We start from the raw sequence: 12,648 nt of genomic DNA on the forward strand, positions 1-12,648 counted from the left end.
CTTATGAGAAAAGTCCAAGCTAAAAAAAGAATCGCCAAGTTAAAAAAAGAAATTAATCATCATCGCTATCAATACCATGTTTTAGACCGTCAGGAAATTTCTGATGCTGCCTTAGATTCACTGAAAAAAGAATTAGCTGACCTGGAAAGTGAGTACCCGGACTTAATTACCTCTGATTCCCCAACCCAGCGAGTGGGCGGCCAGCCCTTGGAAAAATTTAAAAAAGTAGAACACCAAAGCCCGATGCTTTCTTTAAATGATGTCTTTGAGGATAAAGATTTTTTTAAATGGCTGGAAAGAATAGAAAAATTATCGCCTGGTAATAAGTTTGATTTTTTTGCTGAAGTGAAAATGGATGGTTTGGCTGTTTCCTTAATTTATAAAAAAGGACGACTAGTACAGGCAGCTACTCGTGGTAACGGTCTTGTCGGCGAAAAGGTAACCAGTAATATTAAAACAGTGGAATCAATACCTTTAAAGTTAAGGCTAGATAGTTTAGATAATAAAACAAGAAAAAAAGCCCTTATTCATGTTGAAGTGCGTGGTGAAGTGTATATGCGCTATGATATTTTAAAAAAAATAAACAAAAAAAAGGAGAGAAAAGGAGAAAATAAATTTGCTAATCCCAGAAACGCGGCCGCTGGTTCTATCAGACAGCTTGATCCCAAAATAGCGGCTAGCCGAAAACTAAATTTTTATGCTTATGACCTGGTTACTGATTTGGGTCAAAAAACCCACCAGGAAAGCCATAAATTAGCTAAAAACATGGGTTTTCCGGTTAATCCTCACAGTCAGTATTGCTCCGATGGCCAAACGGTCATTAAATATCATAAAAAAATTGGTCAAAAAAGAAAAAGCTTTCCCTATCCGACCGATGGTATTGTGGTCAATGTGAATTCAATTTCTCTTTTTAAAAAACTGGGTGCGGTCGGTAAATCGCCGCGTGGAGCCTTAGCTTATAAGTTTCCGGCTGAGCAGGCCACGACAGTCATTAAAAATATTCAAGTGCAGGTGGGCCGTACTGGAGTTTTAACCCCGGTAGCTCATCTAAAACCAGTGAAAGTAGCCGGTTCCACGGTTTCCCGGGCTACCTTGCATAATATGGATGAAATTAAAAGACTAGGGGTTAAGATTGGCGATACGGTAGTGGTTGAAAAAGCCGGTGATATTATTCCGGATGTAGTTAAAGTTTTAAAAAATATGAGAAGCGGTTCAGAAAAGAATTTTCAGATGCCAGCCAAATGCCCGGTTTGCGGCTCCCAAGTGATAAGAAAAAAAGGCGAAGTGGCTTATTACTGCCCTAACCAGGACTGTTTTGCCACTTTAAAAGAAAGGATTTATCATTTTGTCTCTAAAAAAGCTTTTGATATTGAAGGGCTGGGACCTAAAATTATTGATCAATTGATTAAAACTGATTTAATAAAAGACCAGTCTGATATTTTTTCCTTGAAAGAAGAGGACTTAAAGACTCTAGAAAGGTTTGCCGAGAAATCAGCCAGTAATATTATTAAGTCAATAGAAAATTCAAAAGAAATCACTCTCTCAAGATTTATCTATTCACTCGGTATTCGGCATGTTGGTCAAGAAACAGCCTATTTATTAGCCCGGCGCTTTGGCAGTTTAGATAATTTAATAAATACCAAAAAAGAAGAATTGGAAAATATTCATGATATCGGTTTGGTGGTAGCCAGCAGTATTTATAATTATTTTAATGATAATAAAAATATAAAGTTATTAAAGAAATTGAAAAAATATGGTGTCAAGGTTAAAAAATCACGTTTAAAAAATAAACAAAATCTGAAAAACAAAAAATTTGTTTTAACCGGGTCACTGGAAAAAATGACCCGAGACCAGGCCAAAACCGAGATAAGAAAAAGAAGCGGTGAAGTCTCTTCTTCAGTCAGCCAGAATATTGATTATTTAGTTAAAGGAGAAAATCCAGGTTCAAAGTTTGAAAAGGCGAGAAAACTAGGTTTAAAAATTATTTCGGAAGAAAAATTTTTGTCTCTAATTGAATAATTAGTTATAATAAAGCTATGAAAATATCAAAAAAAGAAGTAAAACATATTGCCAGTTTGGCCCGGCTAGATCTCACCGAGCCGGAAAAAAATAAATTTTCCCAGGAACTAACTTCGGTTATTGATTATATTGACCAACTAAAAAAAATTAAAACAAAAAAGACTAAACCTCTTTACCAAACCGGAGTTTCGGCCAATAACACCGCCAGAGATAGGGTAAACCAATCTAGTAATCAAGATAATATTAAAAAAGAGTTTCCTGAAGAAGAAGATGATTATCTTAAAATTAACAAGGTTTTTGAATAATGAAATTTGATAAGCTAAGTATTAAAAAAGCTCATCAGGGCCTTATAAACCAGGATTTTTCGGCTCAGGAGTTAACAGAGTATTATTTAAAAAAGATAGAAGAAAAAAACAAATCATTAAATGCTTTTTTGCAGTTAAACAAAGATTTAGCCTTGGATCAGGCTAAAAAAGTAGATAATAAAATTAGCCAGGGAGAAGACTTAAGTGCTTTGGCTGGTTTGCCTATGGCTATGAAGGACAATATTCTGGTTAAAGGTTTACCAGCCACAGCTGGCTCAAAAATTTTAGAAAACTATCGGGCCGTTTATGACGCCACTGTGGCTAAAAAATTAAAAAATAATAATTTTATACATTTGGGACGCACAAATTTAGATGAATTTGCTATGGGCTCATCTTGTGAAAATTCAGCCTTTGGCCCGACAAAAAATCCGCTTGACCTCACTCGGGTGCCCGGAGGTTCATCCGGCGGCAGTGCCGCGGCCGTGGCGGCCGATATGGCTTTGTACGCTTTGGGCTCGGACACTGGCGGTTCTGTACGGCAGCCAGCCGCTTTCTGCGGCTTGGTCGGCCTCAAGCCGACCTACGGCCGCGTCTCACGCTATGGTTTATTCTCTCTTACTTCTTCAACGGATGTCATTGGCTCTTTAACCCGCTCGGTTCCAGACGCTGCTTTTGTTTTAGAAGGTATAGCCGGTTTTGATAAAAAAGATTCAACCAGCGCTAATAAAAAAGTGGAAAATTATTCTAAGGATATTGATAAACATCCCGGCCGTTTAAAAATAGGTCTACCTAAAGAGTATTTTGGCGACCAGTTAGATAACGATATTAAAAAGAGTTTGAATAAAGTAATAGAAAATATGGGACACGATAAATTTGAAATAAAAAAAATTTCCTTACCGCACACAGAATATGCCGTAGCCACTTATTATATTGTTAATCCTTGCGAGGCTTCTTCCAACCTGGCTCGTTATGATGGTATTCGTTATGGAAGACGAGATAAAGAAAGTGAAAATTTACGGCAAACCTATATTAATTCCCGAGTAAAAGGCCTAGGAGCTGAACCCAAGCGCCGTATTATGCTGGGCACCTATGCTCTTTCCTCGGGCTATTTTGAGGCTTATTATCTCAAGGCGCAAAAAGTAAGAAGATTGATTTATGAGGATTTTATTAAATCTTTTGAAAAAGTTGATATTATTATTACTCCGACTGTGCCGACGGTTGCTTTTAAACTAGGGGAAAAACAAGAGCCCTTATCTATGTATTTATCGGATATATTCTTAAGTGGCGTCAGCTTAGCTGGGTTGCCGGCTTTGAGTCTGCCTTTTTATGGAAAGAAAAAACTGCCTTATTCACTCCAGCTTATCTCACCTCATTTTACCGAAAAAAAGCTTCTCAATTTTGGTAATTATATGGAAAAAAATTATTTGATAAAAAAGTAAATAACTGATATAATGTTATTAATTAATAATGAAAAAATATGACAAACAAAACTAAAATTTTACTAGTAGAAGACGAGAAAACGCTTTCTGACATGTATAAAACCAAGTTTGAAATGGAAAATTATGAAATTATTCAATCTTTTGACGGTAAAGATGGTTTGGAAAAAGCCAAAAAAATAGATCCGGATATAATTCTATTGGATATTATACTGCCTAAGTTAGATGGTTTTTTGGTTTTGAAAGATTTAAAGTCAGATGATCAATTAAAGAAAATTCCGGTTTTGCTTTTGACTAATTTGGGTCAGGAAGATGACATTAAAAAAGGCAAGAAACTGGGAGCTGACGGCTATTTTGTCAAAGCCAATCATAACCCAGCGGAAATAGTTGACAAGGTTAGAGAACAATTAAAATAAATAAAATAAAAATATATGAGCGATTTGATCGAAAAAACCGTAGTTTTAATAAAACCTGACGGGGTAAAAAGAGGAGTAGTTGGTGAAATAATCAGCCGCTTTGAAAAAGCAGGCCTTAAAATTATCGGCATGAAAATGATTTGGATTGATAAAGAAATAGCTCAAAAGCATTATCCCGACGCCCGCGAGGAGCTTCTTAAGGGAATAGGCGAAAAAACTTTAAAGACTTATGAAAAATACGGTATGGACCCGAATGAAGATTTAGGCACCAAAAACCCTCTTGAAATCGGAAAGATGGTCAACAGCTGGAATATGGATTTTATTACTTCTGGCCCGGTAGTGGCTATTCTTTTAGAAGGTTTGCACGCTATTGAAAATGTTCGTTCCATGGCTGGTAACACTCTGCCGACTTTTGCTACTCCCGGCACTATCCGTGGCGATTATTCTCTTGATTCACCGGCCTTGGCTAATGTCAAGAAAAGAGCGGTGCGCAACATAATTCATGCTTCCGGCAACAAAGAAGAAGCCAAGTACGAAGAGCAATTATGGTTTAAAGAACATCAAATATATGATTATAAGAGAGCTGATGAAGATGTTATGTTTGAATAGATTGAATATAAATTTGACCAGTTAAATATTATTTGATAGCATAAATATCAATATGTGGATAAATAGCAAAAAAAATATTTTAAATATTATTATCCGACCCGGCTTGGTATAGTATTGATATAATAGAATATTAAGATTATCCCGAGCCTTATAAAAAGGGTCGGTTTTTTTGTTATTACTGGTTCTTTTAAAAAAATGGAAAGCTTTGCTTTCCAAAGAGAAAGGAGAAAAATGAAAACTTGTCCAAAGTGTCAGTCTTTTTTACAGCCAACAGTGGTTGAAAAAGACGGAAAAAAAGAGATAATTAATGCTTGTTTGCGATGTCATCCGGAGTTATTCAATTTACCTAAAGGCTTAAAGGAGGTTTATCATGGCCCAAGACAAGAATGTTGAAACTAAGGAAGAGATGGAAGAAAATTCAAAGAAAAAAAGAGAAGAGACACCTAAAAAAGAGTTAACAGCTGAGGAATTCTTTAGTACTTTGGAGGTTTAACTCTCCTTTTTCTACTAAAGCCGCCGGTTACTAGAACTAGGCGGCTTTTTTTCTTTTTTATAAACCTAAAGGTTTATATCAAGCTATGCGGCTTCATAAAACTTATTTTGCGCAGAAGGCATTTTTTTAAATTTAAATATCTTATTAGCTGAATAAGCTCAGCGCCCCGCCAGCCGTTTTTTTGGGGAAATAACTTCAGTAGACCGCCAGCCGTTTTTTTGGGGAAATAACTTCAGCACACCGCCAGTGGCCTTAGACTTAAATGTTATTAGCTTAAGCTAATTATTTAATTTCTTTTAAGCTGTAGTCTAGTAAATTATCTTTATCTTTAAAATAAAATACTCCTTTTAAGTTTTTACCTTTTAAAAATAAAGGCAGCCAAAATTTATCATCCGGCCACATTTTTTTATAAGGTATTTTGTCAAAATCAAACCACTTTGGTTTCATTTCTTCAGTTTCTTTTGGTTTGCCCTGAAATTCTGGACAATCAAACAAATGAACATGTAATATTTCCGGATTATTTTCAAATTCAAATATGAATAAGCCTCTTTGATTTATTTTTTTTGGGAAAATTTCACATTCCTCTTTTATTTCTCTAATTAGAGATGATCGGATATTTTCTCCTGGTTTAAGTTTGCCGCCAAAACCGTTCCAACGACCCTGACCAAAGCCTCTTTTTTTCATACCCAACAGTATTTTATTATTTTTTATAATTGGACAAAGAGTTAAGTCCATTTTTCTTTTTTGATATTCTTTTTTAAAGGCGGTTAAAGTGTATGAATTTTTTTTGATAAATTTACCCACTCTGGTTCTTTCTAATTTATATAACACTCCGCCAGTATCTAATATTTCTCCTAGGTCTCGAGCTAATGATCGAATATAAACTCCGGGACCGGTAATAATTTTTAAATCTAAAAAAGGCCATTTATAGTTAATTAATTTTATATTTTTAATATTAACCAGTCTTTTTTTTATGGGAGGTTTTTTGCCTTGAAGGGAAATCTTATAGGCTCTTTGTCCTTTTATTTTAATAGCTGAAAAATCAGGCGGTTTTTGTTTTATATTGCCTTTAAAGTTTTTGAGCGCTTTTTTTACATCCTTAATATCAGGCTTAGGAATATTTTTAAGTTTTTTAATTTGGCCGGTTTTGTCGTCAGTATTACTTTTTTCGCCTAATTTTATTTGGGCTAGGTATTCTTTTTCTTCTAGGTTATTTGACCATATTTTTTTTACAGCCCAGCGCCCAATGCCAACCACTAAAATACCGCTGGCCATCGGGTCTAAAGTACCGGCGTGGCCAATAGTTTTTATTTGGGTAATTTTTCTCAGCTCATTAATAATTTGGTGAGAGCTGGGGCCTTTGGGCTTATAAATAGAATGTATACCTTGCATATATCAATTTTTAATTCCGCCCCCAAATAGCGTCTAAAATTTTCATGCGGGTGACCATAAAAACGGGAATCAAACCCGAGCCAATGGCTACCAAAATAATAGTTTCCAGACGGAAAATATAATCAGCCGGATTAACCACTAAAGTCGCGTCACCGATTGGTAATTCAAAAGGAAAGGCCTTAAAATAGGGGACCAAAATGCCAAAAAATAGAGCCGTGCCCAAAAGTACACCTGAGACCGAATAAATGGAAGTTTGGATGACATAGGCACTGCGGATAATATAAGGCTTAATACCGATGGCCCTTAAAATGCCAATTTGCCTTTTTTTATTAGTAATATCAATATAGATAACAATAAATATAGTGACAGCCGCGATGAGAGTGCCGACAAGGGTCAGTAAAATATTAATACTGAGAAAACTGCTGGTGACGGTATCCATCAAACCGGAAACATTTTCCCAGGTAAGAAAATTTTCATTAATACCTTTTTCTTTCATTTTACTGATAGCTGTTTGGCCGTCGCGTTTATCCAGCCGAACAATAATAGAGGTCGCTTTATTATCGGCCTCGGGGTTTAGCTCTTGCCAGGCTTTTTTAGTAATAAAGGCTCTCTGGTCAGTGTTAATAAATTTAGTGTAAAATATACCCTGAATTTCAAATTCTTTAGTAATCTCTCCTAAGTTAAGAGTAACTTTTTCCCCGACTGAAACGCCTTTAAAAGAAAAGGCATTCATTTCTACCTCTTCGCCGCCGGCAATTTGGCGTCCGATTATAATTTTATCAGTATCATGACTGTTAAGATATTCTCCGCTGATCATTTTTTCATGAACATTAGTCACTGTTTTTTCCTTTTCTGGGTCAATAGCTAAAATTGTCCAGTTGCCTTTAATACCTTTATACTCCAGACTGCCCGGAATAGAAATTTGATCAGAAACACCGGCGATATTTTCAATTTCGTTAATTATTTTAGTTTTATGCTCAGCTTCTTCAATATAATCCGAGCCAATTTTAGGCGTAATCATAATATGGCCGGTGTAGGTATTGATAATCTGGTCTTCGGAAGACTTGATAATCCCGTTAAAGAGTGAAGTAACAAAAACTAAGTTGATAAAAGCAATAGCCATTAAAAAAATGATCAGAAACAAAGTCCATTTGTTGCCTCGATGCAAATATTTCCACATTAGAAAAAAAGGAATTCTGGTCTCAAACTTTTTCATACCATCCTCCCGTCTTTTAGTTTAATAATACGGTTGGCGTATTTTTCTTCATCCGCTTCATGGGTAATCATGACAATGGTGTGATTTTCTTGTTCGTCCAGGTATTTGAAAATTTCTAAAACTTCATGGCCGGCTGTGGTGTCCAGGTTGGCTGTTGGTTCATCAGCAAAAATAATTTCCGGGTTATTAACTAAAGCCCGGGCAATAGCCACTTTTTGCTGCTCGCCGCCGGATAATTGACTAGGCAGATTATTTATTTTATCTCCCAGGTCCACTTTTTCTAAAAGAGACTGGGCTCTATGGCGGCAGCTCTTAGCGGCCTGAAGCATCATGGCCGGCAGCATCACATTTTCTAGAGCGGTTAACTCGGCAATTAAAGCGTATTCCTGGAAAATATAGCCCAGCTGGGTCAATCTTAATTCACGTCTTTTCTTAGAGGACATTTTAACCATTTCCTGAGTATTCAGATATATTTCTCCTTTATCCGGCCGGTCAACCAAAGCCAGCTGCCGCATTAAAGTAGATTTGCCAGAGCCATTACGGCCGCAAATAATTAAAAAATCACCCTGATTTACGGTGAGGGAAATATTTTTTAAAGCCGGTACTTTAACTTCTCCAAGATGATAAGTCTTAGAAATATTATTAACTTTGATTAAAGTTTTAGACATAAAAAAACAGAGCTAGTAGCCTTATTATAGGCTTAATAAAAGGCAAAGTCAATTTAAATTCTAATTAAAGAATTTTTAGAAAAAGGAAATTCAATATTTTTATTAATCTTTTTATAGATAAATTCAGGTACGCCAATATCAGCCAGAAAGATCTTACCAGAATATTCTTGGCCCATTTCAGTTTTAAAAGCTTTTTTAGCCAGACCTAAAGAAAGTGTAGCAAAAGCTTGCACAGTTGGCTGATAGGCTCGGCCTTCAACTGATAGTCCCGAAGGGATATCATAGGCAATAATATTATTTTTTGACTGATTCATTAAATTTATTAACTCGGCGAAATTATCACGGGGAGCCCCTTTCAGATGATAGCCAATCAGTCCGTCAATGAGAATATCAGCTTTTTTAATTTTGTTTTTAGCGGTATTTTTATTAAAAAGTGAAATGGGCACTTTCATTTTCTTTAATAAATTCAAATGATCTTGGGCCGCTGAACTGACCTTTTTTGAAATCAATATAATTTCTCCCTTAAAGCCGTGATTAATAAGATGGCGGGAAGCACCAAGTACGTCGCCACCTTTATTGCCTTTACCAATGACGCTTAAAAATTTTTGATTTTTTTTGATTTTAAGTCGGCTAAATAAATCTAAAATATGAAAACCAGCTAGCTCCATCATTTGCTGAGTTTTCAGGCCGTGCTTGACAGCTAAAGCATCAAGTTTTTCCAAATCTTTTTCCAAAGCATAATACATATTATTATCATATCAATAAAACCCCGCCTTTAGTTAAGGGCCGGGTTTTATTACTTTTATGAGCAGCCGCCACAGCCGCCGCAAGGAGGATCTAATTTCATAGTATATTTTTATTAATTATTAATCTTAGTTTTTAAGATAGCAGAAATTTTTATTGAAAGCAAATTGGTCATTTATAGTAATAATTATTTTAAAAACAATATTTGACCATTATTTATGTTTTTGTTAATGTTAGAAGCTATCTTATGCTTAAATGATGCTCTTTATTATATAAAAAATTTTTTCAGGGAGGAAACAGATGAGTCTGAAGATTAGCTGGCAAAACTGGTTTATGGCTATAAACAATAGCCATCTAAGCCCTAATGACAAGAAATTTTTAAGAGGAGTAATTGGCGGTTATATCAATCGTGAAGACGGACGTTATCCGGAAATTAGTGAGGAGGAATTTCGCCAGCTGTGCCAGGAAGTCGGGTCAATAAATTTAGGCACTTTTAATATGCGCCTAGCTCTTGAAAAAGGTCGTCTAGTTTTGCAAAAAGTAAACTAATAGAAAAATCAGAATATATCCTACTGCTGATTATAGGTGGTAGGATTTTTTTATTTAGAATAATTTTGATTATATCGGGGAATATTGTCCAAATATAGAATTTATAAAAAGCCCGTAATGTATATATCTATTCGTTATTTTAAATTATAGATCTAATTTTGTTATTTACAAACTAATAAATTTTGATATACTAAGAAAGTTAAATAGACTTTTCGGGGTATGGCGCAGTTGTCCCGAAGTTATCGAAATCTTTGATTTCGTCATAACTTCGAGAATCCTCGTCCTACCACAAAGTGGCAAGGACGGGAGCTAGCGCGTACGCATAAGGTGCCTGCCCGCCTTGACTGCCGGGGATTAGCTCAGTTGGCTAGAGCGCGCGCATGGGGTGCGTGAGGTCGCCCGTTCAAGTCGGGTATCCCCGATAGTCAAGGCTGTCGGGCGGGCGTGAGGTCGCCTGTTCAAGCTTGCCCCGTACCTGACGACTCTGAGCGAAGTCGAAGAGAAGTCATGGTTCGGGGTCTGGCCTGCCCGCTGAAGCCCGCAGTAAAACAAAGGGCGAAAGCGGGCTACCCCGACCACAGTTTATCTGACTAACGTGCGCTTGTCCCGATTTCTCTATACGACAAAAGTGTTTGGATGGTAATTGATGTTGTTGTTATTGGGTTTTTAATAGGATTAATAATTAAATTTAGAAAATAATATGTTTTGTGAACAATGTGGAAAACAAATATCTGAAGCGGGAAAATATTGTCGCTATTGTGGCCATAAAACACAAGAATTAAAACAAGAAGTTAGTGTTGATAAACAAAAAGATGAAATATCAAAACAAAAACAAAAGATTGATAATATTAAATATGCGGGATTTTGGATTAGATTTTTTGCGTACCTAATTGATGGCTTTGTTATTTTGGTATTATTGGCTGTTTTGTACTTAATATTACCGAAAATTTTTGATGATTATACTCTTTTTATAATCCTTTATATATTTTTAATTTGGGCGTATTTTATTTATTTTGAAGGCAAAAGTGGTTCAACAATAGGAAAAAAGTTACTAGGGATTAAAGTGCTCTCTAAGGATTTAAAACCGATTAATTATAATATTGCGTTCATACGAACATTAGGGAAAATTCCATCAAGTATATTATTTTTAGGTTATATTGCCATTGCCTTAAACAAAAACAAATTGGGTTGGCACGATAAAATTGCCAAGACAGTAGTTATTTATGAAAGAAAAAAGGCAAAGAGTAAAAAATTTGAGGATAAAAAAGTAAAGAATAAGAAAAATACAAAAAAATCTACTAGCACTATTATTGCCACAAGAATTCTTTATAGTGTACTTATCTTACTTTTATTATTTTTATCAATCCTTGGAGCAATAGGAGCATTTACAGAGAAAGGGAACGGTAATCAAAATTCAAATAAAACATCAATTACAAATAGAGTGATTAATCCTATGCCCGACCATTTAATAATAATGGATCCCCTTTTTAAAATAGATAGCTCTGGGGAATATCAGTGCAAAAGGTTCGGTGAAATTGGCTTTATGCCTGAGGATTATTTAGCAGAAAAAGAAATTGAAATTAGAGGATATTTTGCGGGGACGTCATTAAGCGTTAATGATATAGATATAGAGTTAAAAGGTACAAAATTTGACACAAATATAGAGTTTGATTTTAAGTCAGGGAAAAATAGATTGATATTTAAAGGTATATACCCAACAGGGAGAGAAGAAATAAGAGAATGTTATATGGAATATAGACCCTAAATTGTAAAAATACTTATACTTGCGTTAAAATTTAATCTATAACAAAGAAAAGAGAAAAATCCTAAGAAAAATATTGCCCGAAATGTATGAAGAATAAGACAGTTAGGATTGACAAATGTACTGTAAAAAATGTGGCGCTAAACTTATGCTGGTAGATTAGTCAAATGGCATAAGAATTTAATTTTAAAAAGTATGAAGATATTAGAATCAATAAAGCAGGATGAAGTTTGGGAGCATTGGTTTAAAATAGAAAAGCCTAAAGAATATAAAAAAATCATTGATAATGGTGATAACACTGAATTAAAGAAAGAGATTAGATGTTGGCGTTGCGATATTAAGTCTTTACTCCCCACAAATATTAAATGGTCTAAAGCTAAATTAGAAAATAATGATATAGAAAAAATTTTTATCATTTCTTCAAGCGACTGGAGATTAGATAAGCTATGTATACCAGACTATAAATTAACATCAGCTATTATAAATTACAGAAAAAAGTTCTCCACAGCAGGTAAGTTTAAAAATATCCATGAAAAAGAAAATCTTTTTTTGTCTAGCCCTAATGTACTTGACACAAAGTTAATTTTTATTTCGGAAAAAATAAGCGGACTATTTACTATAATAGAGGGCAACAAAAGAGCTGTTGCGTTAGGTAAACTTGATAAAATGAAAGGTTTAGAAATTTTTTTAGGGATTTCACCGGAAATAAAAGATTCTACTTGGGCGAGGTATTCATATAATATTAAGTGATTATAATTAACATAATGAATGAGTTTAATAGAAAAGAAGTAAGTAAATTATTGTTCGATTGTCATCGGAGGCGCTGTATTTGTCATTAGTTTTGTGGGATCAAGATGGAAACAGACCATATTGATTAGCATGCAGAACCACAAAATAATTCTATTGAGATGCAATTCTGGTTTATTTTGAGTGCCATGCCGAAATACATCTTTACAATAATAAACACCAAAGGGAAGAAAATTTTTACCTGAAGAATTAAAACAGCATAAAAAACAGTGGTTCAATACATACAAAAACT

14 protein-coding genes and 1 tRNA gene are annotated in these 12,648 nt (G+C 34.9%); 11 read left to right on the plus strand and 4 right to left on the minus strand.

The window, feature by feature from the left end:
- Positions 1-3 precede the first annotated feature (3 nt).
- The 7 genes from ligA (at position 4) to U5L76_00285 (ending at position 5,278) form a co-directional block, all read left to right on the plus strand.
- Entirely contained in the window at positions 4-2,019 is a 2,016-nt protein-coding gene (gene ligA / locus U5L76_00255) for an NAD-dependent DNA ligase LigA (GenBank protein ID MDZ7798032.1), read from the plus strand.
- A gap of 17 nt (positions 2,020-2,036) precedes the next feature.
- A complete protein-coding gene (gene gatC / locus U5L76_00260; protein MDZ7798033.1) occupies positions 2,037-2,324 on the plus strand; it encodes an Asp-tRNA(Asn)/Glu-tRNA(Gln) amidotransferase subunit GatC in 288 nt (95 codons plus the stop codon).
- A complete protein-coding gene (gene gatA, locus U5L76_00265) occupies positions 2,324-3,763 on the plus strand; it encodes an Asp-tRNA(Asn)/Glu-tRNA(Gln) amidotransferase subunit GatA (GenBank protein MDZ7798034.1) in 1,440 nt (479 codons plus the stop codon). Before gatC ends, gatA begins: the two co-directional genes overlap by 1 nt.
- A gap of 38 nt (positions 3,764-3,801) precedes the next feature.
- Positions 3,802-4,176, plus strand: coding sequence for a response regulator (locus tag U5L76_00270; GenBank protein MDZ7798035.1), 375 nt, complete (start codon positions 3,802-3,804; stop codon positions 4,174-4,176).
- Between the two features lie 15 nt (positions 4,177-4,191).
- Positions 4,192-4,785: a nucleoside-diphosphate kinase gene (locus U5L76_00275; protein ID MDZ7798036.1), complete on the plus strand. Its 594-nt coding sequence runs from the start codon at positions 4,192-4,194 to the stop codon at positions 4,783-4,785.
- A gap of 231 nt (positions 4,786-5,016) precedes the next feature.
- Positions 5,017-5,178 (plus strand): hypothetical protein, encoded by a 162-nt coding sequence (locus U5L76_00280; protein ID MDZ7798037.1) that lies wholly within the window; start codon positions 5,017-5,019, stop codon positions 5,176-5,178.
- Positions 5,156-5,278 (plus strand): hypothetical protein, encoded by a 123-nt coding sequence (locus U5L76_00285; GenBank protein MDZ7798038.1) that lies wholly within the window; start codon positions 5,156-5,158, stop codon positions 5,276-5,278. Before U5L76_00280 ends, U5L76_00285 begins: the two co-directional genes overlap by 23 nt.
- Positions 5,279-5,560: 282 nt before the next feature.
- Here the strand turns inward: U5L76_00285 and truB are convergent, their stop codons facing one another.
- From truB to U5L76_00305, 4 genes are read right to left on the minus strand one after another with little or no spacing between them, the layout of a single operon-like run.
- Positions 5,561-6,670: a tRNA pseudouridine(55) synthase TruB gene (truB, locus tag U5L76_00290; protein MDZ7798039.1), complete on the minus strand. Its 1,110-nt coding sequence runs from the start codon at positions 6,668-6,670 to the stop codon at positions 5,561-5,563.
- A 10-nt stretch (positions 6,671-6,680) separates the two neighbouring features.
- Positions 6,681-7,886, minus strand: coding sequence for an FtsX-like permease family protein (locus U5L76_00295; GenBank protein ID MDZ7798040.1), 1,206 nt, complete (start codon positions 7,884-7,886; stop codon positions 6,681-6,683).
- A complete protein-coding gene (locus U5L76_00300; protein ID MDZ7798041.1) occupies positions 7,883-8,554 on the minus strand; it encodes an ABC transporter ATP-binding protein in 672 nt (223 codons plus the stop codon). Before U5L76_00300 ends, U5L76_00295 begins: the two co-directional genes overlap by 4 nt.
- Positions 8,555-8,607: 53 nt before the next feature.
- Positions 8,608-9,300, minus strand: coding sequence for an NAD(P)H-hydrate epimerase (locus U5L76_00305; GenBank protein MDZ7798042.1), 693 nt, complete (start codon positions 9,298-9,300; stop codon positions 8,608-8,610).
- 298 nt (positions 9,301-9,598) lie between these two features.
- Here U5L76_00305 and U5L76_00310 point away from each other — a divergent pair, with 298 nt between their 5' ends.
- From U5L76_00310 to U5L76_00325, 4 genes are all read left to right on the plus strand, one after another.
- A complete protein-coding gene (locus U5L76_00310) occupies positions 9,599-9,847 on the plus strand; it encodes a hypothetical protein (GenBank protein MDZ7798043.1) in 249 nt (82 codons plus the stop codon).
- Positions 9,848-10,195: 348 nt separating this feature from the next.
- Positions 10,196-10,269, plus strand: a tRNA-Pro gene (locus U5L76_00315).
- Between the two features lie 278 nt (positions 10,270-10,547).
- Positions 10,548-11,612 carry an RDD family protein gene (locus U5L76_00320; protein ID MDZ7798044.1) on the plus strand — a complete coding sequence of 355 codons (1,065 nt, stop codon included), beginning with the start codon at positions 10,548-10,550 and terminating at the stop codon, positions 11,610-11,612.
- A 192-nt stretch (positions 11,613-11,804) separates the two neighbouring features.
- Positions 11,805-12,359, plus strand: a complete 555-nt coding sequence (locus tag U5L76_00325) for a hypothetical protein (GenBank protein MDZ7798045.1) — start codon at positions 11,805-11,807, stop codon at positions 12,357-12,359.
- The last annotated feature ends 289 nt before the right edge of the window (positions 12,360-12,648 follow it).

This window comes from Patescibacteria group bacterium, assembly GCA_034520665.1.
Classification (GTDB): domain Bacteria; phylum Patescibacteriota; class Patescibacteriia; order JAXHNJ01; family JAXHNJ01; genus JAXHNJ01.

Bases quoted from the DNA above. Each gene is read 5' to 3' on its own strand.
- ligA (MDZ7798032.1), top strand. From the start codon at position 4: ATGAGAAAAGTCCAAGCTAAAAAAAGAATCGCCAAGTTAAAAAAAGAA.
- gatC (MDZ7798033.1), top strand. From the start codon at position 2,037: ATGAAAATATCAAAAAAAGAAGTAAAACATATTGCCAGTTTGGCCCGG.
- gatA (MDZ7798034.1), top strand. From the start codon at position 2,324: ATGAAATTTGATAAGCTAAGTATTAAAAAAGCTCATCAGGGCCTTATA.
- U5L76_00270 (MDZ7798035.1), top strand. From the start codon at position 3,802: ATGACAAACAAAACTAAAATTTTACTAGTAGAAGACGAGAAAACGCTT.
- U5L76_00275 (MDZ7798036.1), top strand. From the start codon at position 4,192: ATGAGCGATTTGATCGAAAAAACCGTAGTTTTAATAAAACCTGACGGG.
- U5L76_00280 (MDZ7798037.1), top strand. From the start codon at position 5,017: ATGAAAACTTGTCCAAAGTGTCAGTCTTTTTTACAGCCAACAGTGGTT.
- U5L76_00285 (MDZ7798038.1), top strand. From the start codon at position 5,156: ATGGCCCAAGACAAGAATGTTGAAACTAAGGAAGAGATGGAAGAAAAT.
- truB (MDZ7798039.1), bottom strand. From the start codon at position 6,670: ATGCAAGGTATACATTCTATTTATAAGCCCAAAGGCCCCAGCTCTCAC.
- U5L76_00295 (MDZ7798040.1), bottom strand. From the start codon at position 7,886: ATGAAAAAGTTTGAGACCAGAATTCCTTTTTTTCTAATGTGGAAATAT.
- U5L76_00300 (MDZ7798041.1), bottom strand. From the start codon at position 8,554: ATGTCTAAAACTTTAATCAAAGTTAATAATATTTCTAAGACTTATCAT.
- U5L76_00305 (MDZ7798042.1), bottom strand. From the start codon at position 9,300: ATGTATTATGCTTTGGAAAAAGATTTGGAAAAACTTGATGCTTTAGCT.
- U5L76_00310 (MDZ7798043.1), top strand. From the start codon at position 9,599: ATGAGTCTGAAGATTAGCTGGCAAAACTGGTTTATGGCTATAAACAAT.
- U5L76_00320 (MDZ7798044.1), top strand. From the start codon at position 10,548: ATGTTTTGTGAACAATGTGGAAAACAAATATCTGAAGCGGGAAAATAT.
- U5L76_00325 (MDZ7798045.1), top strand. From the start codon at position 11,805: ATGAAGATATTAGAATCAATAAAGCAGGATGAAGTTTGGGAGCATTGG.